The organism is Lichenibacterium minor, assembly GCF_004137685.1.
In the GTDB taxonomy this organism is placed as follows: domain Bacteria; phylum Pseudomonadota; class Alphaproteobacteria; order Rhizobiales; family Beijerinckiaceae; genus Lichenihabitans; species Lichenihabitans minor.
Window position 1 is genome coordinate 168,786 of the sequence record NZ_QYBB01000007.1, and the last position, 24,891, is coordinate 193,676.

The 24,891-nt window shown below is 69.9% G+C and carries 27 protein-coding genes; 23 read left to right on the forward strand and 4 right to left on the reverse strand.

Translation table 11 applies throughout. The features are described from left to right. The first annotated feature begins 85 nt into the window (after positions 1–85). The 3 genes from D3273_RS08880 (at position 86) to D3273_RS08890 (ending at position 4,754) form a co-directional block, all read left to right on the forward strand. Positions 86–523 carry a DoxX family protein gene (locus tag D3273_RS08880; protein WP_129225584.1) on the forward strand — a complete coding sequence of 146 codons (438 nt, stop codon included), beginning with the start codon at positions 86–88 and terminating at the stop codon, positions 521–523. Positions 524–1,761: 1,238 nt separating this feature from the next. Continuing rightward, positions 1,762–3,495: a 30S ribosomal protein S1 gene (rpsA, locus tag D3273_RS08885; RefSeq protein WP_129225586.1), complete on the forward strand. Its 1,734-nt coding sequence runs from the start codon at positions 1,762–1,764 to the stop codon at positions 3,493–3,495. A gap of 182 nt (positions 3,496–3,677) precedes the next feature. Further along, on the forward strand, positions 3,678–4,754 hold the full coding sequence (locus D3273_RS08890; protein ID WP_129225588.1) for a hypothetical protein: 1,077 nt from the start codon (positions 3,678–3,680) through the stop codon (positions 4,752–4,754). 57 nt (positions 4,755–4,811) lie between these two features. On the opposite strand, the gene D3273_RS08895 is transcribed toward D3273_RS08890, so the two are convergent. Continuing rightward, positions 4,812–5,393 (reverse strand): YqaA family protein, encoded by a 582-nt coding sequence (locus D3273_RS08895; protein WP_129225589.1) that lies wholly within the window; start codon positions 5,391–5,393, stop codon positions 4,812–4,814. A 136-nt stretch (positions 5,394–5,529) separates the two neighbouring features. Between D3273_RS08895 and D3273_RS08900 the strand changes: the two genes are divergently transcribed. The 3 genes from D3273_RS08900 (at position 5,530) to D3273_RS08910 (ending at position 8,761) form a co-directional block, all read left to right on the forward strand. Then, positions 5,530–5,796 (forward strand): hypothetical protein, encoded by a 267-nt coding sequence (locus tag D3273_RS08900; protein WP_129225591.1) that lies wholly within the window; start codon positions 5,530–5,532, stop codon positions 5,794–5,796. 75 nt (positions 5,797–5,871) lie between these two features. Next, positions 5,872–7,614 (forward strand): gamma-glutamyltransferase, encoded by a 1,743-nt coding sequence (gene ggt, locus D3273_RS08905; RefSeq protein WP_129225593.1) that lies wholly within the window; start codon positions 5,872–5,874, stop codon positions 7,612–7,614. A 64-nt stretch (positions 7,615–7,678) separates the two neighbouring features. After that, positions 7,679–8,761 (forward strand): NAD(P)-dependent oxidoreductase, encoded by a 1,083-nt coding sequence (locus tag D3273_RS08910; protein WP_129225595.1) that lies wholly within the window; start codon positions 7,679–7,681, stop codon positions 8,759–8,761. On the opposite strand, the gene D3273_RS08915 is transcribed toward D3273_RS08910, so the two are convergent. Together D3273_RS08915 and D3273_RS08920 are read right to left on the reverse strand one after the other, a co-directional pair. Next, positions 8,755–9,042 carry a con-10 family general stress protein gene (locus D3273_RS08915; protein ID WP_245501073.1) on the reverse strand — a complete coding sequence of 96 codons (288 nt, stop codon included), beginning with the start codon at positions 9,040–9,042 and terminating at the stop codon, positions 8,755–8,757. The genes D3273_RS08910 and D3273_RS08915 overlap by 7 nt on opposite strands. A 185-nt stretch (positions 9,043–9,227) precedes the next feature. After that, on the reverse strand, positions 9,228–10,979 hold the full coding sequence (locus D3273_RS08920; RefSeq protein WP_129225596.1) for a DEAD/DEAH box helicase: 1,752 nt from the start codon (positions 10,977–10,979) through the stop codon (positions 9,228–9,230). 387 nt (positions 10,980–11,366) lie between these two features. Here D3273_RS08920 and D3273_RS08925 point away from each other — a divergent pair, with 387 nt between their 5' ends. The 12 genes from D3273_RS08925 (at position 11,367) to D3273_RS08975 (ending at position 21,531) form a co-directional block, all read left to right on the forward strand. Next, positions 11,367–12,344: a S1C family serine protease gene (locus tag D3273_RS08925; RefSeq protein WP_245501074.1), complete on the forward strand. Its 978-nt coding sequence runs from the start codon at positions 11,367–11,369 to the stop codon at positions 12,342–12,344. A gap of 140 nt (positions 12,345–12,484) precedes the next feature. Beyond that, positions 12,485–13,768 carry an Hsp70 family protein gene (locus tag D3273_RS08930; protein ID WP_129225600.1) on the forward strand — a complete coding sequence of 428 codons (1,284 nt, stop codon included), beginning with the start codon at positions 12,485–12,487 and terminating at the stop codon, positions 13,766–13,768. Positions 13,769–13,883: 115 nt separating this feature from the next. Beyond that, entirely contained in the window at positions 13,884–14,867 is a 984-nt protein-coding gene (gene sppA, locus D3273_RS08935; RefSeq protein ID WP_129225602.1) for a signal peptide peptidase SppA, read from the forward strand. A gap of 55 nt (positions 14,868–14,922) precedes the next feature. Next, complete coding sequence (locus D3273_RS08940; protein WP_129225641.1) at positions 14,923–15,249, forward strand: integration host factor subunit beta; 327 nt, start codon at positions 14,923–14,925, stop codon at positions 15,247–15,249. Between the two features lie 87 nt (positions 15,250–15,336). Continuing rightward, positions 15,337–15,726: a lipopolysaccharide assembly protein LapA domain-containing protein gene (locus D3273_RS08945; protein WP_129225604.1), complete on the forward strand. Its 390-nt coding sequence runs from the start codon at positions 15,337–15,339 to the stop codon at positions 15,724–15,726. Between the two features lie 7 nt (positions 15,727–15,733). Beyond that, positions 15,734–16,693, forward strand: coding sequence for a bifunctional Delta(1)-pyrroline-2-carboxylate/Delta(1)-piperideine-2-carboxylate reductase (gene lhpI / locus D3273_RS08950; protein WP_129225605.1), 960 nt, complete (start codon positions 15,734–15,736; stop codon positions 16,691–16,693). A gap of 18 nt (positions 16,694–16,711) precedes the next feature. Then, complete coding sequence (locus D3273_RS08955; protein ID WP_129225607.1) at positions 16,712–17,320, forward strand: sulfite oxidase-like oxidoreductase; 609 nt, start codon at positions 16,712–16,714, stop codon at positions 17,318–17,320. A gap of 394 nt (positions 17,321–17,714) precedes the next feature. Beyond that, positions 17,715–18,458 (forward strand): colicin E5-related ribonuclease, encoded by a 744-nt coding sequence (locus tag D3273_RS08960; protein ID WP_129225608.1) that lies wholly within the window; start codon positions 17,715–17,717, stop codon positions 18,456–18,458. 302 nt (positions 18,459–18,760) lie between these two features. Further along, on the forward strand, positions 18,761–19,006 hold the full coding sequence (locus D3273_RS28750) for a hypothetical protein (RefSeq protein WP_129225610.1): 246 nt from the start codon (positions 18,761–18,763) through the stop codon (positions 19,004–19,006). 782 nt (positions 19,007–19,788) lie between these two features. Then, positions 19,789–20,175 carry an anti-CBASS protein Acb1 family protein gene (locus tag D3273_RS29925; RefSeq protein WP_129225612.1) on the forward strand — a complete coding sequence of 129 codons (387 nt, stop codon included), beginning with the start codon at positions 19,789–19,791 and terminating at the stop codon, positions 20,173–20,175. A gap of 138 nt (positions 20,176–20,313) precedes the next feature. Continuing rightward, positions 20,314–20,517, forward strand: a complete 204-nt coding sequence (locus D3273_RS28755; protein WP_207210745.1) for a hypothetical protein — start codon at positions 20,314–20,316, stop codon at positions 20,515–20,517. A gap of 21 nt (positions 20,518–20,538) precedes the next feature. Continuing rightward, on the forward strand, positions 20,539–21,531 hold the full coding sequence (locus tag D3273_RS08975) for a PBSX family phage terminase large subunit (protein ID WP_342634263.1): 993 nt from the start codon (positions 20,539–20,541) through the stop codon (positions 21,529–21,531). 199 nt (positions 21,532–21,730) lie between these two features. Here the strand turns inward: D3273_RS08975 and D3273_RS08980 are convergent, their stop codons facing one another. Then, a complete protein-coding gene (locus tag D3273_RS08980) occupies positions 21,731–22,093 on the reverse strand; it encodes a DUF2934 domain-containing protein (protein WP_207210747.1) in 363 nt (120 codons plus the stop codon). A gap of 343 nt (positions 22,094–22,436) precedes the next feature. Here D3273_RS08980 and D3273_RS08985 point away from each other — a divergent pair, with 343 nt between their 5' ends. The 5 genes from D3273_RS08985 to D3273_RS08995 all read left to right on the forward strand — a co-directional run bounded on the left by D3273_RS08985 (position 22,437) and on the right by D3273_RS08995 (position 24,880). Next, a complete protein-coding gene (locus D3273_RS08985; protein ID WP_129225616.1) occupies positions 22,437–22,706 on the forward strand; it encodes a hypothetical protein in 270 nt (89 codons plus the stop codon). A gap of 216 nt (positions 22,707–22,922) precedes the next feature. Further along, positions 22,923–23,846: an anti-CBASS protein Acb1 family protein gene (locus D3273_RS08990; protein ID WP_129225618.1), complete on the forward strand. Its 924-nt coding sequence runs from the start codon at positions 22,923–22,925 to the stop codon at positions 23,844–23,846. Beyond that, positions 23,818–24,180, forward strand: a complete 363-nt coding sequence (locus D3273_RS29930; RefSeq protein ID WP_428977763.1) for a DUF6984 family protein — start codon at positions 23,818–23,820, stop codon at positions 24,178–24,180. The genes D3273_RS08990 and D3273_RS29930 overlap by 29 nt, the downstream gene beginning before the upstream one ends. An 83-nt stretch (positions 24,181–24,263) precedes the next feature. Continuing rightward, complete coding sequence (locus D3273_RS28165) at positions 24,264–24,413, forward strand: hypothetical protein (RefSeq protein WP_165359428.1); 150 nt, start codon at positions 24,264–24,266, stop codon at positions 24,411–24,413. Next, the gene (locus D3273_RS08995; RefSeq protein WP_129225619.1) at positions 24,407–24,880 is read left to right on the forward strand and encodes a hypothetical protein; all 474 of its coding nucleotides are present in this window, start codon (positions 24,407–24,409) and stop codon (positions 24,878–24,880) included. Before D3273_RS28165 ends, D3273_RS08995 begins: the two co-directional genes overlap by 7 nt. Positions 24,881–24,891 lie beyond the last annotated feature (11 nt).

Below are 24,891 nucleotides of genomic sequence, written 5' to 3' on the forward strand. Positions count from 1 at the left end.
GGGCCGCGGTGTCGACCTTCGCGCGGCGCCGCGCAACCCTGCGCGCCGCCCCCCGTTGACCGACATCCGCCCGCGAGACCCCGCCATGTCCCCCGACGCCCCGTCCCACCCCAAGGCCCGCGCCGCGGCCCGCATCGCGCTGGCGGCCGTCTATGCCGGGATCGGCGTGGTCCACGTGCGGTCGCCCGACGCCTTCCTGCCGATCATGCCGGATTGGGTGCCGGACCCGCGCCACATGGTGCTGGCGACGGGCGCGTGCGAACTCGCCGGCTCGGTCGCGCTGCTGACGCCGCGCCTGCGCCGGGCGGCCGGCTGGGCCTTCGCCGCCTATGCGGTCTGTGTGTTCCCCGCCAACATCAAGCACGCGGTCGACAACGTGAACCTGCCGCCCATCCCGTCGTCCTGGTGGTACCACGGGCCGCGGCTGGCCTTTCAGCCCGTGTTCGTGTGGTGGGCGCTGTGGGCGGGGGGCGTGGTGGATTGGCCGTTCGGCAGTGGCCGCGTGAAGACGTCTCGACGCTGACAGGATGATCCGCTGCGGCTTCCCTTTCGTGACCTGCGAGCCAGCATCGATGATTTCCGTGTCTGGGGCAGGAGTCGGTGTCTGGGGCAGGATTCGGTCCTGCCCTCTCATCGTATTCATGATCTGCCGAGCGTATGGTGTGATATCTCGCGAATATATGGAAACTAAGGCGATTATTTTTGACGCAAGGTCCTTCATGATCTGCGATGAGTAAGCAATAATCACACCTTCTGCACGAGGGACGTGCATCATCCTTCGGTGTAAAGTACGTATTTTTTGGTCTGCTCGACGAGTATCGATCAGAATTGTAATTTTTGTCGTCAAAATACATTTTAGCAATTCGTATGGAATGATTTCATTTCTGCTGCATTCTAGGCAAGGCGCCGCATCGTATGGCCCTGTATGTTTCACGGTGTAGATGGAAAGCTCGTGGGCATCCTTCCGAACCAAGAGATGTCGGAGGCCAGTGGTCGCAGCAGGACCTGCACATGCCGCGAGCTCGAGCTTTTCCGTCGCGGAAGTCGCGTCCGCGATGCGCTCGCGAACTGCCGCGAATACGGCCGCGGCGTTCGGGTCGATCTCCTCCGACCCGCAGATCGGACGGTCGGGAGGCGCCCCGTCGTAGGGCCGGCCCTGCACCATGGCGCGCTGCAGCGCCCCGCGCAGGCCCGGACGGCACTCGGCCGCCTCGATCCGGGCGACATCGGCCCGCCGCTCGGGGGAGCGGCCGGGGCGGCCGGCTCAGGGTCGTTCGGGGGCGGGAAGCGTGGCGCTTCCCTCATCCGGCCCCGCTTCGCACGAACACCCTGTCCCAAGCCCAGGGCAGGCTCTTCTCCTGCGGGCGGGAGAAGGGAGGCGCGTCAGGCGTCGCGCATGAGAAGGCCCGAAGGCGAAGCGCCCCGGGCCGGGCCGCAACCCCGCAGCCCGGCGATCGGCACCAGATCGGGCGCCCGACGTCGGGAACGAATAAACAACACCTTCCGGGCCGTCGATCCTCCTTGCCGCCTTCCGGCCGACCTGCTATTCCCCGCTCCGGTTGTATCAGCCCCTCCGCTCCATGCTTGGAGCGGAGGGGCCGAACACCCATATCTAGAGTACCGCTGTCCCGCATCGGCCCAATGCGCCGGCCCGCCCTTCGCGGCGGTCGGTCCCCTCGGGCGGACCGCCGATGCCGAGACAGCGCCCCATAACGCCAACCGCCGGCGCCGCCCGGGTTTCCCCGGGCTCCAGGAGAATGAATGTCCGCAGTCGCTTCCTACGGTTCGCCTTCGCGCGATGATTTCGCCGCTCTGCTCGACGAGAGCTACGGCAAGAACGAGGCCTTCGAAGGCACGGTGGTCAAGGGGATCATCGTCGCCATCGAGAAGGACGTGGCGGTGATCGACCTCGGTCTGAAGACCGAGGGCCGCGTCGCCATGAAGGAGTTCACCAACAACGGGCGCGACGAGCTGCCCGGCGTCGGCGACGAGGTCGAGGTCTACCTGGAGCGCATCGAGAACGCGCTCGGCGAGGCCGTGATCTCGCGCGACAAGGCCCGCCGCGAGGAAAGCTGGGTCAAGCTGGAGAAGGCCTTCGAGCGCCAGGAGAAGGTGGAAGGCATCATCTTCAACCAGGTGAAGGGCGGCTTCACGGTCGACCTCGACGGCGCCATGGCGTTCCTGCCGCGCTCCCAGGTGGACATCCGCCCGGTGCGCGACGTGGCCCCGCTGATGGGCGTGCCGCAGCCGTTCCAGATCCTGAAGATGGACCGCCGCCGCGGCAACATCGTCGTGTCGCGCCGCACCGTGCTGGAAGAGTCCCGCGCCGAGCAGCGCCACGAGATCGTGGCCAACCTCGAAGAGGGCCAGGTCATCGACGGCACCGTGAAGAACATCACGGACTACGGCGCGTTCGTGGACCTCGGCGGCATCGACGGCCTGCTGCACGTCACCGACATCGCGTGGCGCCGCGTCAACCACCCGACCGAGGTCCTGACCATCGGCCAGACGGTGCGCGTCAAGATCATCAAGATCAACCACGAGACGCACCGCATCTCGCTCGGCATGAAGCAGCTGCTCGACGATCCGTGGCAGGGCATCGAGGCCAAGTACCCGATCGAGATGAAGCTCAACGGCCGCGTGACCAACATCACCGACTACGGCGCCTTCGTGGAGCTGGAGCCGGGGATCGAGGGCCTGATCCACGTGTCCGAGATGTCCTGGACCAAGAAGAACGTCCACCCCGGCAAGATCGTGGCGACGAGCCAGGAAGTCGAGGTGCAGGTGCTCGAGGTCGACGCCGTCAAGCGCCGCATCTCGCTGGGCCTCAAGCAGACGCTGTCGAACCCCTGGGAGTCCTTCGCGGAGCGCTTCCCCGTCGGCACCGAGGTCGAGGGCGAGGTCAAGAACAAGACCGAGTTCGGCCTGTTCATCGGCCTCGACGGCGACGTGGACGGCATGGTCCACCTCAGCGACCTCGACTGGAACCGCCCGGGCGAGCAGGTCATCGACGACTACAAGAAGGGCGACGTCGTCAAGGCGCAGGTCCTCGACGTGGACGTCGAGAAGGAGCGCATCTCGCTCGGCATCAAGCAGCTGGCCGGGGACCCCTTCGTGTCCAAGGTCGGTGAGGAAGGCGGCGCCGGCGACCTCCGCAAGAACGCGATCGTCACCTGCGAAGTCACGGACGTGAAGGAAGGCGGCATCGACGTCACGATCGTCGGCACCGACCTGACCGCCTTCATCAAGCGGTCCGACCTCGCCCGCGACCGCACCGACCAGCGCGCCGAGCGCTTCGCCGTCGGCGAGAAGGTGGACGCCCGCATCACCCTGTTCGACCGCAAGGCCCGCAAGGTGTCGGTGTCCATCAAGGCGCTGGAGATGGCCGAGGAGAAAGAAGCCATCGCGACCTTCGGCTCCGCCGATTCCGGCGCGTCGCTGGGCGACATCCTGGGCGCGGCGCTCCGCGCCCGCACCGAGGGCGAGAAGAAGTAAGCTTCTTCTCCCTCCGATCCGATGGGGAAAGGCCCGCGCGGGACACCGCGCGGGCCTTTCCGCGTCTGGGGCGGGCTCGGCGACGATGGTGGCAGGCTTCGCCTCGAAGGGCGGAGCCGTTTTCCCGGACCCCGGGGGGGAACCGCCTCGAAACTGCCGGCCTGTTCGGGCAGGATGCAGCGATGAGACGGACGATCGACGACATCACGGCCGCGGGCATCCTGCGTGCGGTCGGGCTCGGTGCCGCGGCGCTGCTGGCCGGAGCCGGCGCGGGCCGGGCGGCCGAGCGGGCCGACGTGCCGGTGCACCAAACGGTGCTGCCCGACGGCGACCCGCGCTATTCCGTGCCGGTGACGGTGGGTAACGGGCCGCCGATCGAGGCCGCGCTCGACACGGGCTCCTTCGGCCTGCGCGTTCTCGCCTCCGCCCTGTCCCCCGGCCAATACGAGGCGACGGACATCCATCGCCGCTATCCGTTCGGCGGAGGCGCGCGCTTCGACGGCATCCTGGCCCGCGCCACGCTCGGCGTCGGGCCCGTCCGCACCGATGCTCCCGTGCTGTTCCAGCGCATCGACCGGGTCGATTGCGTCGAGGAGAAGCCGGACTGCCCCGCTTCCAAGGTCAGCGCCGCCGACTATCTGATCGCCGGGGACGGCTACCCTGGCCAGGGCTTCCCCGCCATCCTCGGCCTGTCGCTGCGGCGGGCCCCCGGCGGGGTCGACGGCGCGCCGAACCCGCTCTCGCTGGCGGGGGACCGGAGCTGGATCCTCGTGCTGCCGCGCCCGGGCAGCGCCGAGCCGGGCCACCTCATCATCGATCCCGACGACCGGGACCGCGCCGGCTTCACCCTGCTGAAGCTCGATCCCCAGCCCGGCACGGCCGGCGACGAACCGCCCGGTTGGGCCGACGCGGCCCTGCCGGGCTGCCTGGTCGGGCGCGGCAAGGATGAGCGTTATTGCGGCCGCACCCTGCTCGACACGGGGGCGCCCGGCCTGTCAGTGGCCAGCCCCGCCGCCCGGGGGCCGAAGCCGTGGGGCGCGGGCCGCAGCGCCAGCTTCGAGATCGGCGGGACCGGGGGGCCGGTGGCGATCCCCTTCACATCGGGGCAGGGACCGGCCACGCGGGTCACGCTGCATCCGCCGCGCGGGCAGGGGCCCGCGATCTCCGCCGGCACGCTCCCCTATCTCAGCTACGAGGTGCTCTACGACGCGCGGGCCGGCACCATCGGCTTCAAGCCGCGCGACCCCGCGGAACCCTGACGCCCGCGACGGCTCCGCGACGGCGATGCAGGCTCGCGCCGCCCGGTCGGACGCGTGTCAGATCACGTGGGTGGCGACGTAGAAGCCGACCGCGACCAGGAGCAGGAAGCCGACCAGGATCGCGGCGAAGTGGCGCTCCAGGGCGCCGCGGATCGGGTCTCCGAATCGGTTCAGCAGCCCGGCCAGGATGAAGAACCGCGCTCCCCGGGTGATCACGGACAGCAGAACGAACAGCGCGAAGTTGTAGCCCAGCAGCCCGCTCACGATGGTGACGAGCTTGTAGGGGATCGGCGTCAAGCCCTTGATGAGGATCAGCAGCCAGCCCCACTGCGCGTAGGCGGCCCGCAGCGCGTCCATCTTGTCGGCATAATGATAGGTGGCGATCAGCCACTGCCCCACGGTGTCGTAGAGCAGCGCCCCGATGGCGTAGCCGAGCATGCCGCCCAGAACGGACGCCACGGTGCAGATGGACGCGTAGGTCCAGGCGCGCCTCGGCTGCGCCAGCGACATCGGCACGAGCAGAAGATCCGGCGGGATGGGGAAGAAGGAGCTTTCCGCGAAGGCCACGGCGCCCAGCGCCAGCGGGGCGTGGCGGCTCGCCGACAAAGCGAGGGTCCAGCGGTACAGGCTCTTGAACATCCTGTCCGCTTAGAGGAGGGGACCGGCGAAGTCCATCCGGTGCCGGTGCGGCGACACCGTGCCGCCTGGGCGCCGCGGGGCGGGGCCCCCATGTCCTGGGACGGGCGTGCGTCCACAAGCGTCGAAGGTTCATCCCATGAAGATCCGCATCCTGCTCGCCGCCGTCGGTATCGCCGCGGGCTCTGCCTGCGCCTCGGCGGCGAGTGCCCCGCCCTATGACCAACTCGGGCGAGCCCGGGCGCAGGGGGAAGACCCCTGCTACCACGTCAACGAATACGGCTTCGGCAACTACGTCCGCGGGCCGGATGGCAGCTTCGGCTGCTACCCGGCGGGCAGCGACGGGGCGATCGAGCTCGAAAACGAGCAGCGCATTAAATGCCGGGACTACCCGAGCAGCTGCTGACGGCGGCGCGCCTTGGACGGCGGGACCGCGTCGGCTAGGCTGGCGCCGTCCCCCCGCGGCTTCGAGACACCGTCCATGCGCCGATCCCTCGCTTCCGCCCTGGCGCTGCTCGCCTCGACATCGGCCCAGGCGGCCGCACCCGCGCCCGTGGGGGCCGACGGCGGCATGGTGGTGACGGCGCAGCACCTCGCTTCCGAGGTCGGCGCCGACGTGCTGAAGGGCGGCGGCAACGTCGTCGACGCCGCGGTGGCGGTGGGCTACGCGCTGGCGGTCGTGTTCCCGGCCGCCGGCAATCTCGGCGGCGGCGGCTTCATGAACATCCGCTTCGCCGACGGCCGCACGGCCTTCGTCGACATGCGCGAGAAGGCGCCCGGCGCCGCCACGCCCACCATGTTCCAGGACGCGGCGGGCAACGTCGTGAAGGGCCGCTCCACCGACACCTGGCTCGCCGTCGGCGTGCCCGGCACCGTGGCGGGCCTCGAATGGGCGCGCGAGCATTACGGGACGAGATCCCGCCCCGACCTCCTCGCCCCCGCCATCGCCCTCGCCCGCGACGGCTTCGTGCTGGCGCCGGCCGACACGAGCCTGCTGCAGCTCGCGGCGCCCGACTTCGCCGGCGACCCCGCCACCGCGGCCGTCTTCACCCACGACGGCAAGCCCTACGCGGTGGGCGAACGGCTGGTGCAGAAGAACCTCGCCGCGACCCTCGAAGCCGTCTCGGCCGGCGGCGCGGACGCTTTCTACCGGGGCGCCGTCGGGCAGGCCATCGCGGACGCGAGCCGGGCCGGCGGCGGCATCATCACCAGGGAGGACATGGCGGGCTACAAGGTGCGGGAACTCGAGCCCGTGCGCTGCTCCTACCGCGGCTACGACGTCCAATCCGCCCCCCCGCCCAGCGCCGGCGGCGTCGCGATCTGCGAGATCCTGCAGATCCTCGAAGGCTACGACCTCGGCGCGATGGGGTACCACTCGGCCGCGGAGGTCCACGCCATGGTGGAGGCCATGAGGCGCGCCTACCACGACCGCCAGGGCCTCGGCGACCCGGCCTTCGTGACGAACGACGTCACGCGCCTGCTCGACAAGGCCTATGCGGCGAAGCTCCGCGCCGGCATCGACCCCGCGAAGGCGACGCCCTCGACCTCCCTCGACGGGCCCCCGCAGGCCGGGGCCGAAGGGCGGCAGACCACCCAATATTCGATCGCCGACGCCGCCGGCAACGCCGTGTCGGTCACCTACACGCTGAACTCGTGGTTCGGGCTGCGCCGCGTCGCCGGCGGCACCGGCGTGCTGATGAACAACGAGATGGACGACTTCGCGGCGAAATCCGGCGCCTCGAACCAGTTCGGCCTCGTCGGCAGCGACGCCAATGCGGTTGCGCCGGGCAAGACGCCGATCTCGTCCATGAGCCCGACGATCGTCACCAGGGACGGCAGGCTCGCCATGGTGATCGGCAGTCCCGGCGGCTCGCGCATCATCACCATCACGCTGGAAGCCATCGTCAACGTGGTCGACCACGGCATGACGGTGGCGGAAGCCATCGACGCGCCGCGCTTCCACATGCAGTGGATGCCGGACGTGGTCGAGGTCGAGCCCTTCGCGCTGTCGCCCGACACGCGGCGCATGCTCGAAGGCCAGGGCTACGCGTTCAAGGACAAGGCTCCCTGGGGACAGGCCGCCGGCATCACCACGGACGTCTTCGGCGCGTCCGGCGCCAAGGACGACCTCGCGCTCCCGTTCCTGGCCAAGCCGCCGAAGCCCTATCGGCTCTACGGCGCCGACGACGACCGCGACCCCGTGGGGTCGGCGGCCGGATTCTGACAAAAGCAGGTGCCCGACGGCCGAGCCCGTCGGAAACCCGCTTCAACGACAGCGACCCTGACCCATGTCCGAACCGCGCCGCCGCGCCCCCAAGCCGCCCGGCAACATCGAGCCCCTGGCCACGCTGCCCGTCTTCCTCAAGCTCGGCGGCCGCCGCGTCCTCGTGGCGGGCGGCACGCCGCCGGCCGTGTGGAAGGCGGAGCTCGTCGCCGCCGCGGGCGCGCAGGTGATCGTCGTGGCGGCCGAACCCTGTCCCGAGATGGACGCGCTGGCCGCCGCCATGCCGGACCGCATCGCGCTGCACCGCCGCGACTGGACCCCCGAGGACCTCGACGGGGCCGCCATCGCCATCGGGGCCTTCGAGGGCGACGAGGGCGAGCCCTTCCGCGCCGCCGCGCAGGCCGCGGGGGTGCCGGTCAACGTCATCGACGTGCCGCCGCTCTGCGAGTTCCAGTTCGGCACCATCGTGGCGCGCTCGCCGCTGGTCATCGGCATCTCGACCGACGGCGCCGCCCCGGTCTTCGGGCAGGCCTTGCGCGCCCGCATCGAGGCGCTGCTGCCGGCGGAGATCGGGGCTTGGGCGGTGGCCGCGAAGGTTTGGCGCGAGCCGCTGCAGGCCCTGAAGCTCGGCTTCGCGGCCCGCCGCCGCTTTTGGGAGCTCTTCGCCGACATGGCGCTGGAGGGCGGCGACCGCGCCCCGCGCGAGGAGGACCGCCTGCTCTGCATGGAGGCCGCGACCGCGACCGAGGCGGCCGGCGGCGGCCGGGTGATCCTGGTGGGCGCCGGGCCGGGCCCGGCTGCCCAGGTGACGCTCGGCGCCGTGCGGGCGCTGCAATCCGCCGACGTCATCCTGCACGAGCCGGGCGTGGCGCCGGGCGTGCTCAGCCTCGGGCGCCGGGAAGCGCGCCGCATCCCTGCGCCCCACGACGTTGAAACGCGGAAGGCCACCGCGCGCGCCCTCGCCGACGACGGGCGCACGGTGGCCTGGGTGGGGCCCGGCGACCCGGGCACCTGCGACCATTGGCAAGGCCGCGACGCCGTCCTCGACGGCTCGTCCGCCACGCTCGAGCGGGTGGCCGGCCTACGCTGCCCGACCTGTCCCCACGGCTGCGCGGCGCCCGGACCGGGCGCCGCGCAGGATCAATGATCGGCCTTCAGGGTGCGCGTGCCGCCGTGGGACGCGTGGCCGCCTTTGCGGCCCGCCTGGGCGGCGAGTCCGTGGTTCTGCGAAAAGCTGCGCTTCTCGGGATCGACGCTTTGGCCGCCTTTGCGGCCGGCCTGCGAGGCGAGTTCGTGGTTCTGGGAGAAGCTACGCTTCTCGTTGGGCACGCTCTCGCCACCCTTTCGCGCGATGGCCCGCCGCTTTTCCAGGTCCATCGACGCGAACCCGCGGGTCGAGCGCGTCACCGATTGTTGTTCCTCGGGCATGGCCGACTCGCTGACGTTGGATGATGTCTTGAGTCGTTGAACGCCGCGCGAAGACGCGAGTTCCTGCGAAGCCGGGGCCCTGCTTCATTCCAGCGCGCCACGTTCCACAGTATTGGGCGGGGCGAAAGCTTGGGCGGAGCCATTGCCGATGCTGCACTGCACGGTCCTGGATCCGCCCTCTTCCCTTAGGCCTCGGCTTGGCGCGGACGGCGGGGCCGGCCCGCGGCCGGCGCGTCGCCCCGCCCCGGCCCGTCCTCGTAGCGCGGACGCCGCGGCGGCGCTTCGGAAGCCGGCTCGATGCGCGGCTCGGCGTTCTCGCCCTTGCGGATGGCATCCTCGAACTGGCGCGCCGCGGTGTCGCGCACCTCGAACTTGGTTTCGCGGTCGAAGATGCGGATGGCGCCGATGTCGCCCTTGCCGACGCCGCCGCGGCGGCACAGCATCGGCAACAGCCAGCGCGGGTCGGCGTTGTTGCGCCGCCCGATGTTCATCCGGAACCAGGAACCGCCGCCCGACGAGCCCTGGCCGCCGGAATGGCCGCCGCCCTGGCCGCCGTCGTTGCCCCGCGCCCAGTCGCGGTCGCGCGGGGCGGCCTCGTAGTCGGCGCGCGGCTTGCGCTGGGGCTGCGAGCCGGGGTCCGTCACGTCTTCCGGTGCGGGCAGGCGCGAGCGGTACACGCGCACCAGCGCGGCGGCGACCTCCTCGGCCGAGCGCTGCTCCAGAAGCGTCTTCGCCATGGCGAGGTCGTCCTCGCTGGGCTCCTCGGCGAGGAGAGGGTCTCCCGCCATGCGCTCCTGGTCGAGCTTGCGGATCTCGTCGGCGGACGGCGGCGCGGCCCACACGGCCTCGGCCTTCGCGACCGCGAGCAACCCTTCCGCGCGGCGGCGGCGGGCCGGCGGCACGAGCAGGACGCTGACGCCCTTGCGGCCGGCGCGGCCCGTGCGGCCCGAACGGTGCTGCAGGGTTTCGGCGTCGTTGGGCAGGTCGGCATGGATCACGAGCGCGAGGCCCGGCAGGTCGATGCCGCGCGCCGCGACGTCGGTGGCGACGCAGACCCGGGCGCGGCCGTCGCGCAACGCTTGCAGGGCGTGGTTGCGTTCGTTCTGGCTGAGCTCGCCCGACAGCGACACCGTCGAGAAGCCGCGCTCCAGCAGCGCCGACTGCAGGTGGCGCACCGTTTCGCGCGTGTTGGCGAAGACGAGCGCGCTCGGCGGCTCGTAGAAGCGGAGCAGGTTGACCACGGCGTGCTCGACCTCGCGCGGCACGATCCGCACCGCCCGGTATTCGATGTCGGTGTGGCCGCGCGACCCGCCCGCCACGGCGATGCGCAGCGCGTCGTTCTGGTAGCGCTGCGCCAGCGTCACGATCCCCTTGGGCAGGGTGGCGGAGAACAGCAGCGTGCGGCGCTCCTCCGGGGTGGTCTGCAGGATGAACTCGAGGTCGTCGCGGAAGCCGAGGTCCAGCATCTCGTCCGCCTCGTCGAGCACCACGGCGCGGAGCGCCGACGGGTCGAGGTTGCGGCGCTCGAGATGGTCGCGCAGGCGGCCGGGCGTGCCCACCACGATATGCACGCCGAACGACAGCGCGCGGGCTTCGCGGCGCGCGTCCATTCCGCCCACGCAGGACACGATGCGGGCGCCCGTCGGCTTGTAAAGCCAGGCGAGCTCGCGCTCCACCTGCAGCGCCAGCTCGCGCGTCGGCGCCACGATCAGCGCCAGGGGGGCGGCGGCCGGCGGCATGGCGTCGGCGTCGCCCATCAGGGTCGGCGCGATGGCGAGGCCGAAGGCCACGGTCTTGCCGGAGCCGGTCTGGGCCGACACGAGCAGGTCGCGCCCGCCTTCGGCTTCGAGCACGGCGGACTGGACGGGGGTGGGATCCTGGTAGTCGCGTTCGGCCAGCGCGCGCGCGAGGGAGGGGGCGGTCGGGGGAAAAGCCAAGCTTTGTTTCGTGCCTTGATCGAGGGAAGAGCGCCGGCGATGCGGCCGGGGCGCCGGGGAAAACGGGCCGCGGCGGGGGCGGCCCTGCGACGCTTCGGCCCATCCCGGGCGCTGCGCCTTGTCGAAGACATGGTCCTTAGGGCACGCCGAAGCAATCGGCGAGCCCTCCCGCGCCGGAATAAAGCCGCCGATACCTCCCGCGCCCCCATGTCATGGCTGCCGCGGGGCGCCAGATCCTAGCCCGGAACGGCGGGGCTGCGGCTCCGCGGCTCCGCGTTCGCCCGGCGCGACACTTGCGAAGGGCGGGGCGCGTGCTGAAATCTGACGCGTGTCATGCTGCGGCCGACACGTGCCGGCTTCGAAAGGCCAGCCCGGGAGACAGATGCGGTGAGCGACGAGTACGACGACTGGGAAGTTTCCCCCCGCGCGCAGCCCAAGGCCGCCGACTACGGCTTCGACCTCGACCGCGCCCTGTCATCCGTGGTGAGCCTGAGCGCGCGCGTGGCGAGCGACGCCTACACGGCGGAAACGCTGGGCGTCGAGCGCGGCGGCAACGGCGTGGTGATCCGCGAGGACGGCGTGGTGGTGACCATCGGCTACCTCATCACCGAGGCCGAGGAGGTGCTGCTCGAAACGCACCGCGGGCGCGTGGTGCCGGGCCATGTGCTCGGCTACGACGGGTCGACCGGCTTCGGGCTCGTCCAGGCGCTGGAGCCGCTCGGCCTGCCGGCCTTGAAGCTCGGCGACAGCCGCCACGCGGGCGTCGGCGAAAGCGTGATCCTGGCGGGGGCGGGCGGGCGCCGCCATTCGGTGGCTGCCGAGATCGTGGCGCGCCAGGAATTCGCCGGCTACTGGGAATACCTCATCGAGGAAGCGATCTTCACGGCGCCGGGCCACCCGAACTGGGGCGGCGCTGCGCTGATCGGGGCGTCGGGCGACCTGCTCGGCATCGGCTCGCTGCAGCTCCAGCACCAGGTCAACGGCGGCCGCGTGAAGGCGCTCAACATGGTGGTGCCGAGCGAGCTCCTGGTGCCGATCTACGACGACCTCCTGGCCGGCCGGTCCGGCAACGCCGCGCGGCCGTGGCTCGGCGTCTATGCCCACGAGATCGACAAGAGCGTCGTCATCGTCGGCGTGGCCGACAAGGGGCCGGCGGACCGCGCCGGGCTGCGCAAGGGCGACATCGTCAAGGTCGCGGGCGGCATGGACATCGCCAACCTCGCCGATTTCTACCGCTCCATGTGGGCGCTCGGCGGTCCCGGCGTCGAGGTGCCGCTGACGCTGGAACGCGAGGGCGACGTTTTCGACCTGCGCATCACCGCGGCCGACCGACGCCAGTTCCTGAAGCAGCCGCGCCTGCACTGAACGGCTTGGCCGGCCGCCGGGGTCGCCCGACCCGCTGGCCCCGGCCGTCCGGATCCTGTAGGGGAAGCCCCCCGATCCATCCCGGCCCCCGTCGGCGCGTCCCGCCCCGGGGGCCGGTTCCGTTTGTGAGACCTGAAGCCATGCGGGCCGTCGGCATCGATTTCGGCACGACCAACAGCGCGGTCGCGGTGGTGGAGGAGGACGGCACCGTGCGGAGCCTGTCCTGGCCGTCCGCATCGGGCGACGTCGGCGTTTTCCGCACCGCGCTGGCCTTCTGGAGCGAGGGCCGCGCGCCGCGCGCCGTGGTCCACACCGCGGGAGGACCCCAGGCGCTGGAGCACGCCCTGTCGGGCTCCGGCAACGGCCGCTTCGTGCAGTCCATCAAGACCTACCTCGGCAGCCGCGCCTTCACGGAAACGCGGCTCTACGGCAAGCGCTTCACCATCGAGGACCTGGTGGCGACGTTCCTCGGCCACCTCGCCCCCGAGCGCGACGCGCTGCTGGCCGGCACGGCCGGCGTGGTGGCGGGGCGCCCGGTGGTCTTCGCCGGCGACAATCCCGACGAGGGACTGGCGGTGGGCCGGCTCGGCGCCGCCTTCGCGCAGGCGGGCTTCGGCGCGGTCGACCTCGCCTACGAGCCGCTCGGCGCCGCCTATTGGTACGCCCGCAACCTCGACCGCGACCAGACCGTGCTGGTGGCCGACTTCGGCGGCGGCACCTCCGACTTCTCGGTGATCCGCTTCCGCCGCGGCGACGGGCGGCAGGGCGCCGAAGCGCTGGCCCACGGCGGCGTCGGCCTCGCCGGCGACACGTTCGATTACCGCCTGATCGACCGCTACGTGGCGCCGCAGCTCGGCAAGGGCTCGCATTACCGCTCCTTCGACAAGCTGCTGCCCATCCCGGCCTACATCCACGCGGCCTTCAGCCAGTGGCACCAGCTGTCCTGGTTGAAGGCGCCGGCCACCATGGCGGAGCTGCGCAAGCTCCGGGCCGCCAGCGACGACCCGGACGCCATCGAGCGGCTGATCGACTTCGTCGACCTCGACCTCGGCTTCGAGCTCTACCAGGCGATCAGCGCCGTGAAGATCCGCCTGTCCGAGGCCGAAGCGACCCGGCTCGATTTCGACAGCTCCGGCATCCGCTTGAGCGCGGACGTGACGCGCGCCGAGTTCGAGCGGCTGATCGCCCCCGACCTCGCCCGCATGGGGGAAGCCGCCGACGACACGCTGCGGCGCGCCGGCCTGGCGCACGGCGACATCGACGCCGTGTTCACCACCGGCGGCACCTCGCAGGTGCCGGCTGTGCGGCGGCTCTTCGTGGATCGCTTCGGGGAAGGGCGGCTCCACGCCGCCCACCCGCTGCAGTCGGTGGCGTCGGGGCTGGCGCTCTACGCGGCCGACCGGGCGCTGGGGCGGGCGGCCTGAGCAGACGCCCGTGGGCGGGCCCACGCCGTCCCGCCGAGGGGCGGCCCGCTCGCTTGCGCGGCCCCCGGGGCCCCGCTAAGCCTCGGCATCCATCCCGCGCGGAGCTGATCCTGCCATGTCGATGACCCCCGGCTCCGCTGCCGACTACCTCGTCGACCGCCGGCGCATCCGCCGCAAGCTCACCTTCTGGCGCGTCCTCGCCGCCGCCGTGGCGGTGCTGGCCGTCGTGGCCCTGTTCGCGCGCGACGGCGGCGCCGTGCTCGCCACGCGCGTCGTCCCCCACGTCGCCCGGGTGAAGATCGGCGGCCTGATCACCGGCGACGACACCACGCTGCGCCTGCTGCACGACGTCGAGACGACCGACGCCGCCAAGGCCCTGGTGCTGCAGATCGAGAGCCCCGGCGGCACGACCGTGGGCTCCGAGCGCGTCTACGACGCCATCCGCAAGGTCGCGGCGAAGAAGCCCGTCGTCGCCACGGTGGACACGTTGGCGGCCTCGGGCGCCTATATCGCGGCGCTGGGCGCCGACCACATCGTGGCTTACGGCAACTCGCTCGTCGGCTCCATCGGGGTGCTGTTCCAGTTTCCCAACGTGTCGGGCCTGCTCGACAAGATCGGCGTCAGGGTCGAGGAGGTGAAGTCCGCGCCCCTCAAGGCCGCGCCGAACGGCCTCGAGCCCACCAGCGACGCGGCCCGCGCCGCCCTGGCGGCGCTGGTGTCCGACAGCTTCGACTGGTTCAAGGGACTGGTGAAGTCGCGCCGCTCCATGACGGACGCCGAACTCGCCGCCGTCGACGACGGCCGCGTCTTCACCGGGCGCCAGGGCGTGCCGCTGAAGCTCGTCGACGAGCTCGGGTCGGAGGAGGACGCGGTGCGTTGGCTCGAAACGGACCGCCACGTCGCCCATGGCCTGCCGGTGCGCGACTACGAGCCCAAGCGCCGCGGCGGCGTGCTCGGGCTGCTGACCTCGGCCGCTTCCGCCGCCGACGCCCTCGGCTTCCCGACGGTGGGCCGCGTGGCCGCGGCGCTCGGCGAAGCCGCCGACCGGCCTCGCCTTGACGGTCTCACGGCGGTTTGGCAGGGTGCCTCAGGCCAGTGAAGGGTTCCCGGGCACGCCGGCCGACATCCCGCACGGCGCTTGTGTGGGGGCGCAGGTGATCAAGTCGGAACTCGTCCAGCGGATCGCCGAAAAGAACCCGCACCTGTACCAGCGCGACATCGAGAAGGTGGTCAACGCCGTGCTCAACGGCATCACCGATGCCCTGGTGCGCGGCGACCGGGTGGAGCTGCGCGGCTTCGGGGCCTTCTCGGTGAAGCGCCGCGACGCCCGCCTCGGCCGCAACCCCCGCACCGGCGACCACGTCGAGGTCGTCGAGAAGGCCGTGCCCTTCTTCAAGACCGGCAAGGAGATGCGCGAGCGGCTGAACCCCGGCGAAGCCGATGCCGAGGCCGAGGAGCCGCTGAAGCGCCTGCGCGCGTGAGCGCGCCCGCCCGCGGGGCGTGACCCCGGCGGCGGATCGTGCGAAACCCCTCCGCAGCGACGGGGGCCCGCCCCGAAGGAGACGGATGTGAAGACCTTTCTGAAGGCCCTGGTGCTGGTGCCGGTCGCGATCCTGGCGATCGCCTTCGCGGTCGCCAACCGTCAGGTCGTGTCCATCTCCTTCGATCCCTTCTCGTCCGGCGACCCGGTCTTCGTCCTGGCGGCGCCGCTGTTCCTGCTGGTCTTCTTCCTGCTCACCTGCGGGGTGGTGATCGGCGGCGTGGCGAGCTGGCTCGGTCAGGGCCGCTATCGCTCGGCCGCGCGCCGCGCCACCGCGGAAGCCCGCGACGCCCGCGTCGAGAACGCCCGCCTGCGCACAGAGCTCGACATCCAGTCCCGCCAGAACCGCGAAGCCGCCCGCCTCGCCGGCGCGTCTTCCGGCCCGCTGCCGGCGCTCGAACTGCACGACGCCCACTGACCCCGCCGTGAGGCTCGTCACCGCCGACGAGATCGACCGCGCGCTCGACGAGCGGAGCCTCGTCGAGGCGCTGCGCCGCGCCCTGGCGTCCGGGTCCTTCGTGGCGCCGACCCGCCACCACCACCACGTCGGCCCGGAGGGCGGCGCGGGCGCCGTCCATCTGCTGATGCCGGCCTGGAGCGCCGGCGCGCCCGGCCCCGGCGCCTACGTGGGTACCAAGATCGTCGACGTGTTCCCCGGCAACGGCGCCCTCGGCCTGCCCGCCGTGATGGGGGCCTACGTGCTGCAATCGGGCGAGACCGGGGCGCCGCTGGCCGTCATCGACGGCACGCGGCTGACGCACCGCCGCACCGCCGCGGTGTCGGCCCTCGCCGCCGACCTGCTGGCGCGGCCGGACGCGTCGCGGCTGCTGATGGTCGGCGCCGGCGCGCTGGCACCCTTCCTGGCGCGCGCCCACGCGGCCGTGCGGCCGCCGTCCCACATCGCGGTGTGGAACCACCGCCCGGCCGGGGCCGAGCGCCTCGCCGCCGCCCTCCGCGCCGAGGGACTGCCGGCCGAGGCGGTGACCGGTCTCGAAGCCGCCGTGCGGGCCGCCGACACCGTCTGCTGCGCCACGCTGTCGACCGCGCCGCTGATCCGCGGCGACTGGCTCGCCCCCGGCCAGCACGTCGACCTCGTCGGGGCCTTCACGATGGCGATGCGCGAGGCCGACGACGCGGCGCTGCTCCGCGCCCGCGTCTTCATCGACACGCCGGCGGCGCTGACGGAGGGCGGCGACGTGGCGGCGGCGATCCGCGGCGGCGTGCTGCGGGAGGCGGACGTGCTGGCCGACCTCGCGGCCCTGTGCCGGGGCGCGCATCCCGGGCGCGGGGGCGCGGGCGAGATCACGCTGTTCAAGGCGGTCGGCACCGCGGTGGCGGACCTCGCCGCGGCCGTCGCGGTGTGGGACGCGCTGTCGGCGGCCTGAGGCATCGGAGGGACGGTCATGGCGACGCGCGGTTTCACGGGACGGCCCCCGCCCGCCGAGGCTCGGGCGCGCCTGCCGCCGGGCCAGCACGAGGTGAAGGACTTCCCGATCCTGCAGATCGGGCCCACGCCGCGCATCGATCTGCTGCGCTGGCGCTTCGTGCTCTACGACCGCGCCCGGCCGGTGAAGAGCTGGAGCTGGGACCAGTTCGACGCATTGCCCAAGACCAAGTGGCGCGGCGACATCCATTGCGTCACGACCTGGTCGAAGTTCGATACGTTGTGGGAGGGCGTGACGGTGGACGACCTCCTGGCCGACGCGACGCATGGCGAGCCGCCGACGCCCTACGCGCTGGCGGTCTCCTTCGACGATTATTCCACCAACGTGCCGGCGGCGGACCTCCTCGGCGGCAGGGCGATGATCGCCACGCGCTACGCCGGGCAGCCGATCACCCCCGACCATGGCGGCCCGGCGCGGCTGCTGGTGCCCCACCTCTACTTCTGGAAGAGCGCCAAGTGGCTGCGCGCGCTGCGTTTCACCGAGGCGGACGAGCCCGGCTTCTGGGAAGAGAGCGGCTACCACATGCGCGGCGACCCGTGGCGCGAGCAGCGTTTCCGCGGCGACTGAACCGGGATTCCAAAGGGCTTCCGGCCCTTTGGCGGGTTTCAGGGCGGAGCCCTGGCATCATCGATGTTCTGCTTTCGTTCTTGACTTTGGGCGCCTGATCTGGTTGAGATAGGTTCACTGCAGAGTTGCGGTTCGGCCCGGGGGCGCTTCGCTTTCGGGCCTTTCTTTTGACCGCTCGGCCCTGACGGCGGCTCTACCCTTCTCCCGCTTGCGGGAGAAGGGCCTGCCCTGAGCTTGTCGAAGGGTGGCGCAAAGCGCCGGATGGGGGGAAGCGCCCCGCTCCCTTCGCATCTCTCGACTTTCCGCGCCTGACCGCCCCTGCCGCTCCCCCGAGCTGCGGGCCGCCATCGCGCGTCCCTTCCTCCCTTCGCGAGGCTTTGCGGAGCAAGCTGAGGTGGTCAATGACGCCCGCGAGGTCGGCGGGGTCCCTCGCGCGAGTGGCGGGTTCCTGCCGGAAGGGGATGAGCCGCGCGACTGGCGTGGCCGGTGGACGACAGGGGCGGAGAGCGGGACCGGCGCTCTGGTCGGTTCGGCACTGCGCACCGCCTCGCCTGCCCAAGGTCAGCAGCTCGCCGGCCCGTTGCCGGTCCCGAACACGCCGGCCGATCCGTCCGGCGCTGCCGGCCAGGGTCCGCACGCGCCCGATGGCACGCCGGTGGATCTCGCCTCGTCCAAAGGCCCGGTCCGCGCGCTGGCAAGAATCCTGGGAGCGCTCGCTGCCGCGGGAGGATTTCTCCGCCGATGGTGGCCGGAAGGGAGCGATGGACCTGCGCCGTTATCAGAACCGGAACTCACGCCGCAAATCTCTCCTGCTCCGCCTCGTCAAACATCACCATCCCCACTGCCACCTGTTCAATCTCCCAAGCTGACCTTGCAGGATCTGGCGAGAGTCACACGCGGCTTCGCCGGTCCTCAATCCGCCCAGAAATGGCTTAATCAGTTCAACAATAGAGAGTGGACACCGGAGCAGGTCGAGGAAGCAATCAAGCACGGTCAACGATTTTCGGCTCCGAACCGAATCAATCCGCTCAATGGCGCCACGAGGTATGTTCACCCGGAAACCGGGCGTTCGGTGATCATCGACGACACAACCGGGCAGGTCATCCAAGTCGGAGGAGACGATTTTGGGCACTACTAAAATGATCTACATCCCGCTCCTCGATGAGGGGACAGATGTCTCACGACCCACCACGGGCATAAACGTTGGCGGTGATTTTTATGAGGTGCTCCCCACACCGGATTACGACCCCGACATCGAGACGTGGCAGTTCCTGCCCGGCAGTATCGTGCTTGTAGTATCAACGGTTACGAGCGCTGGAGATGTATTTATGGCGCGAAGATTGCGGTCTGAAATCGACTCTTAGGCATGGGGCGTGTTCAGCAATGATGTGATTGCGAAAATAAACATGACAGAGCGTCGACTTCGGCGGCCTGCCCGAGATGGTGCGGACGTTCCTGCAGGTGGCGGCGGGGGCGGCGGACATTCCCGTGACGCGGCAGTCGGTCGACTTCGCGGGCCTGCCCGAGATGGCGCGCACCTTCCTGCAGGTGGCGGCGGGCGAGAGCGACGTCCGGGACAGTGCCCGGCATGATCGCGGCGCGGCAGAAAGGGGCACCCATGCCGATGCATCGGCATGGGACCCGACCTCGACCTGCGTCCGCAGCTGGAGCGTCTCGACCGGCTGATCTGCCGGTCGGAGGGGATCGACCCGAGGGCGCTGATTTTCGCGTTCCGGCCGCTGTGGCAAGGCTGCTGGTACCGCAAGTGCTGAAGCTGGTGCCACGGAGAAGATCACCGCTACGACGAAGAACTTCCGGCATGCCTGTAAACGACTCAAACTGGAGGAGAACGACGCGTCAGATGCCCTCCACGCCGCCAAATACGCTCATGGCCTGTCGGCGAGCGACACATGCCCGTTCGACACCGATACAGGCGATATCATCTATGATGGCGAGATCATTGGCAATCTGTGAAGCTGAAGTGCAAATATATCAATCTGAAAATAGGGCAATGAGAATTAAGATCAATCTTCGGTTATGAAGTGATTGCATTTCCATCGCTGATATTTTGAAAGTAGCAAGATTTGAAGTAGATTACTGCCATTGTCTCGGAGATATAATCGTGATAGACGGACAATCGATCGGCCGCGTTGCTCTTCGACACTACGCCGCTCTTCAGAATCTTGAGACAAACGATGTGGGCAGGCTTTCAAACTGGTTGTCCGATACTCAGAAAAGGGTCGAAGCAAACGAAGAAATATCGCTTAGACTGAAATCGGGAGAGATGCGAAGGCATCATCTGGAGCGCCCTCTTTGGTGACGAGGTGCAGCGCCTACCGAGCATCGATGAGTTCATTATCGCAAAATTAGCAAAGGATGATGTGCGAATTCTGATCGAAAACTATACAGATCTGGACGAAGAAGGCCTCCCACGAAGGATATGGTTGACATCATTGCGGTGAGGTAAAATGGGCCTTGCCGACCTCCACGCGGCCAGCCGTTGGCAGCTCGGCGTGAGCGAACTCGATCTGAACCCGCTGAGCCCGTGGTGTGGCGAGCCGAAGAGCTACACGCTGTCCTCGCCCGGCCTCGCCCCGCTGGAACTGCACCCGTCGCGCGTGGTGCGCTTCCTCGGCAACCCGCTGCCCGACCGGGCGCGGCGGGCGCGCTGTGGTCGGACTCCGTCCTGCAGTCCCTGTACGACGCCGTCCACGCCGCGGCGCTGTGCTGGCCGGGGCGACGAGCCTGCTGCACGAGGCGAAGGTCGACGTGGTCACGGTGCCGAACCTCTCCGAGCACCTGAGTTCGGCCGAGACCACCGAGCAGCTCTCCGCCCGCTTCGCCTACAGGAATGAGTCATCCAGCCGTCGAAAATGCCGACACATTTTCGCCGGGTCACGCCGCATGAGCGGCGGCGCGCATTCGCGCTTTCCAGCGGTCAAAACATTTAACCGCTGGTATCACCAGCGAAACCGCGGGGCATCGCATCCAGCATGGCGCCCCGCACCCGTCCGCCGCTCCCCTCCGTCGACATCGCCCTCCCGCGCGCCTTCCGCCCGCTCTTCACCCCCTCGCGCTACAAGGCCTTCTACGGCGGTCGCGGCTCCGGCAAATCCCATTCCGTCGCCACCGCCCTCGTGCTGATGGCGGCCGAGCGCCCGCTGCGCATCCTCGCGGCCCGCGAGATCCAGCGCTAGATCCGCGACAGCTCGAAGCGCCTGCTCGACGACCGCATCGCCGCCCTGGGCCTCGAGCGGCGCTACCGCTCGACCGCCGAAGCCATCCGCGGCCGCAACGGCTCGCTGTTCCTGTTCGCGGGGCTGCGCTCGAACCCGGAGTCGATCAAGTCGATGGAGGGGGTCGACATCGCCTGGGTCGAGGAGGCGGCCTCGGTGTCGCAGCGCTCGCTCGACATCCTGGTGCCGACCATCCGCAAGGCGGGCTCCGAACTCTGGTTCACCTGGAACCCGCGCCACCCCAACGACCCCGTCGACGCCCTGTTCCGCCGCGGCCCGCCCCACCCCGACGCGGTCGTGGCCGAGGTGAGCTACGCCGACAACCCGTGGTTCCCGGCCGTGCTCGACGCCGAGCGCCTGTGGGACCGCGCCCGCGACCCCGAGAAATACGCCCACGTATGGGAGGGCGCCTACCAGTTGCACGCCGAGACGCGCGTGTTCCGCCGTTGGCGCATCGACAGCCTCGCCGTGCCGGAGCGGGCGCGGCCCTATTACGGCGCCGACTGGGGCTTCGCCGCCGACCCGACCGTGCTGGTGCGCTGCTTCCTGTTCGACGGCACCATCTACATCGATCGCGAAGCCTACCGGGTCGGCTGCCCCATCGGCGAGACGGGCGCGCTGCTGCGCGGCGTCGAGGGCACGCACGGGGCGGGCGCCTGGCCCGTCACGGCCGACAGTTCCCGGCCCGAACTCATCGACCACCTGCGCCGCGAGGGGTTCCGCATCCGCCCGGCCAAGAAGGGCAAGGGCTCGGTCGAGGAGGGCGTGGCCTTCCTGCAGGGGCACGACATCGTGGTCCACCCGGACTGCCGGCACGCCATCGACGAGCTGACGCTCTATTCCTACCGCACCGACCCGCTCACGGGCGACATCCTGCCGGTGCTGGAGGACCGCAACAACCACGTCATCGATGCGCTGCGCTACGCGCTGGAGGGCGTGCGGCGGTCGGGGTACCGGCTGCTCGACCTCGTGTGACGCGCGATCCGGACGAAGGGGTCGGGGCACGGATCGTGGCCTCGCGCGTCGATCGAGCGCGGATGCCTTCCGCATGGCGAAGCCATCGAACGGACGGCGCATGACGGGGCGCGCGAACGGCAAACGCCGCCGCGGACGATCCGCGGCGGCGTTGAAGCGGGCGATGGTGAGGAGGGCGCGCCCGGCGAGCGCGCCTTGCTCAATGGGCGCGGCGCGCGCCCTTGGCGGTGCTCCGCGCGGCGCGCGGGGCCGCGAGGGCGGCGGCGGCCACCACGGTTTCGGCGGGCGCCTTCGGGGCCGCCACCTTGGCCGGGGCGGGTGCCTTCGGGGCCGCGGCCTTCTTCGGAGCCGCGGCTTTCCGGGCCGCGGGAGCCTTCGCGGGAGCCTTGGCGACAACGGCCGCCGGCGCCGGCGCGGCCACGACGGCCTCCGGAGCGCGGGCTTCGAGCGCCTCGGCGGCGAACCAATGGTCCTGGTGGCGACCGTGCGGGCGGCCCTCGCCGTCCCAGATGAAGTAAGCGCGCAGCGCGATGTCGGCGTGGTTCGAAACGGTGGCGGTCATGGATCGGACTCCGGGATGGGCCCGTCGCGCGGGCCGTGATGGGGGGGATCCCGGGAGCCTGCCGCCCTTGCGGGTGACGCGGGGGGCCTCCGGGATGGCTCGCGGACATCGGGCGCCACCGCTTCGACGATGGTCTTCGAGGGTTCGCTCCGGCCCGCCGCCCCTCATCAGTGCCGCCCGGGGCTGGCGCGAGGCTGACGTCGCCGCCCACCCCTGGTTTTGTTCTTGATTCGTTCTTGACTTTGGGCGCCTGATCTGGTCTATATCGCTTCACTGCAGATCTGCGGTTCGGCCCGGGGCGCTTCGCTTCCCGGGCCTTTTTTTGGCCCGGAGGGACGGCGCGATGGCGAGGAAGCCGACCCGCCGGCGCGAGCCGGACGCCTCGCCCGACGCCGCCACGGCGGCAGTCCGCGCCGCCATCCGCGCCCACGTCCCCGATGCCATCCGCGAACTCGCCCGCCTGGCCCACGAGGCGACGAGCGAAGCGGCGCGCGTGTCGGCCATCAACGCCCTGATCGACCGCGGCTACGGCGACCTGAAACACGCCGCCGAGGCCGACGAGGGCGTGGCCGGCATCACGGTGCGCTTCGTGGGGCCGGCCGACAAGGCCTGACCGGGGCAACAACCTTCTCCCGCTCGCCGGGAAGGTGTCATCCCGAAGCCATGACGGATGAGGGGAAGCCCAGGGCTCCCCAGCCCTGAACATCCCCGGGCCGACCGCCCCTGCCGCTCCTGAGCGGCGGGCCGCCGTCGCACGTCTCTCCCATCAGTGAGGTCCGCGCATGTCGTTCTCGTTCGGTGCGGGCGTTCGCGACAGCCTGTCCAACACATGATCGCGGCGCGGCAGGAGCTCGACCTGCGACCGCAACTGGAGCGGCTCGACCCGCTGATCTGCCGGTCGGAGGGGATCGACGAGGGTGCGCTGTCCTTCGCGTTCCGGCCGCTGTGGCAGCTCGACGAGCCGGCGAAGGCGGCGCTGGCGCTCAGCCGGGCGCAGGCGACGCAGGTCTACGCGGGGCTGAAGCTGTGGCCCGCGGAGGTGACGGCGAAGCTTGTCGAGGCGCAGCTGATCGCGGACAGGACCTACCCGAATGCCGCGACGGTGTTCGCGGAAGACGGGACGGCCGGCGATCAGGTCACAGCCGATGCCTTCCCGGTCCGCCCCGGGTTTAATCCCGCCCAGCCGCGCGCGCCCGACGGACGATGGACGGCCGAAGGCGGCTCTTCATCAGCAGGTTCGTTCGTCCCCGTTGCGCACCACATCAATGAAGATCCCGATCCTACTCCGGAGGAAGAGAAAGAAGAACTGGAGGAGAAACTCAAGGCACGCGAAGACCCGCAGAGGTTTTTTCGCTTCGGTCCCGACCCGAATGGCATCCTCCGCATCCCTATGATGCCGGGCAGTGGGAAGCCCGGCGTGACACCACCGGCCGCCGGTGCATCGGGGGGACCGGTCGCGCCTGCTGCAAAGCCACCGATGCCAGGGACGGCAGTGCCCCCGCCGCGGAGCGCTATACGCTTTGGAGCAAACCCAAATCAAACCTTCCACGCGTACAGGCATACCGACGATCTCGGACTCGATCGCGTGCGGGTTGAAGAAGCGATACGAAATCATTTAATATCGAATTTAGGTACGCTGCAAGATGGGCTTATTCAGGGTAGCGTCATCGTCGATGGACAAAAGCTCGAATACAACGCCTTCAAGCTTCCAAACGGGGACATCAATGTCGGACGCATCACCACCTCGAAATGACGACAGAGCAAGATACCTCCGGCCCGAAGAGAAGGCTCTCATTAAAACGGCACTTGGATCGTCCATCGCTCCGAATTTGGACAAACTGAAGGTGGTGGATGCGGACGATGGGGGGATGGGAGGGGTCCGATTCCAAACTGGTTCCTCGACGGGGCGGGTTTTCGGATCGGAGTTAGCTCGACTGACATACATAGATGTCGATGGTATTCCTGTGAGCATCACATTGAATTTGGATAGTGATGGAAATCTTTTCGAACTTGATTTCTGGAAAATCGATTTCTCACCTCTATTAACCTACCCAGAAGGTCAAAGATTGGGAAGGGATGACCCATAGGGTCGATCCTTCCGAAAAGTAGATCACTTCGAGCTTTTGGCGACCTCATCCTCCTTTACGAGGCGACGGTTGACATCGCAACGGTGCCGAAAAGTTCCGAACACCCGAAATCGGCCGACACGACCGCGCAGCCCTCCGCCCGCTTCGCCTATGGGGCGGCGATGAATTCGATCAATAACCTGCTGCTGCTGCTGCTGCTGCTCGGCGACGGCGAGAGGTGCTCGGCGTGCTGACACCGATCGGGACGGCGGAGGCCGCGGAGGAGCCTCCCGAGGAGGTGAACCGCCGTTCGGAGGAGCTGGCCGAGCCCGCCAACCTCCAGCCCGACGAGATGATGCGGAGCCAGCGCTTCGCCGCCGCCTGGGAGACGCTCAAGCAGATCGATCCCGACAACGATGCGTTCAGGGTCCTGAGGGCGCCCGGCGCGGCGACGACCGAAGCGGAGGTCGAGAGCCTCGAAGGAGCTGTGAGGGACGCCTACGTCGAGCGGGTATGCACTTTTCTCAGGCCGAATGGTAAGCTGATCGGTGAAGAAGGCACGTCGCCGTATATCCGACGACGACCTGATGGAATCCAGGCAGCACAGCGCGACTTCGAATACCTGAGTGCAGGTGGCACGGTCGTCCCTTTCACAGTAATTGCTCACGAGGTCGTGCTGCCGTTCAGGCCGGCACGGCGATTGGCTGGCCTCGCAGCGTGAGGCGGATGGCA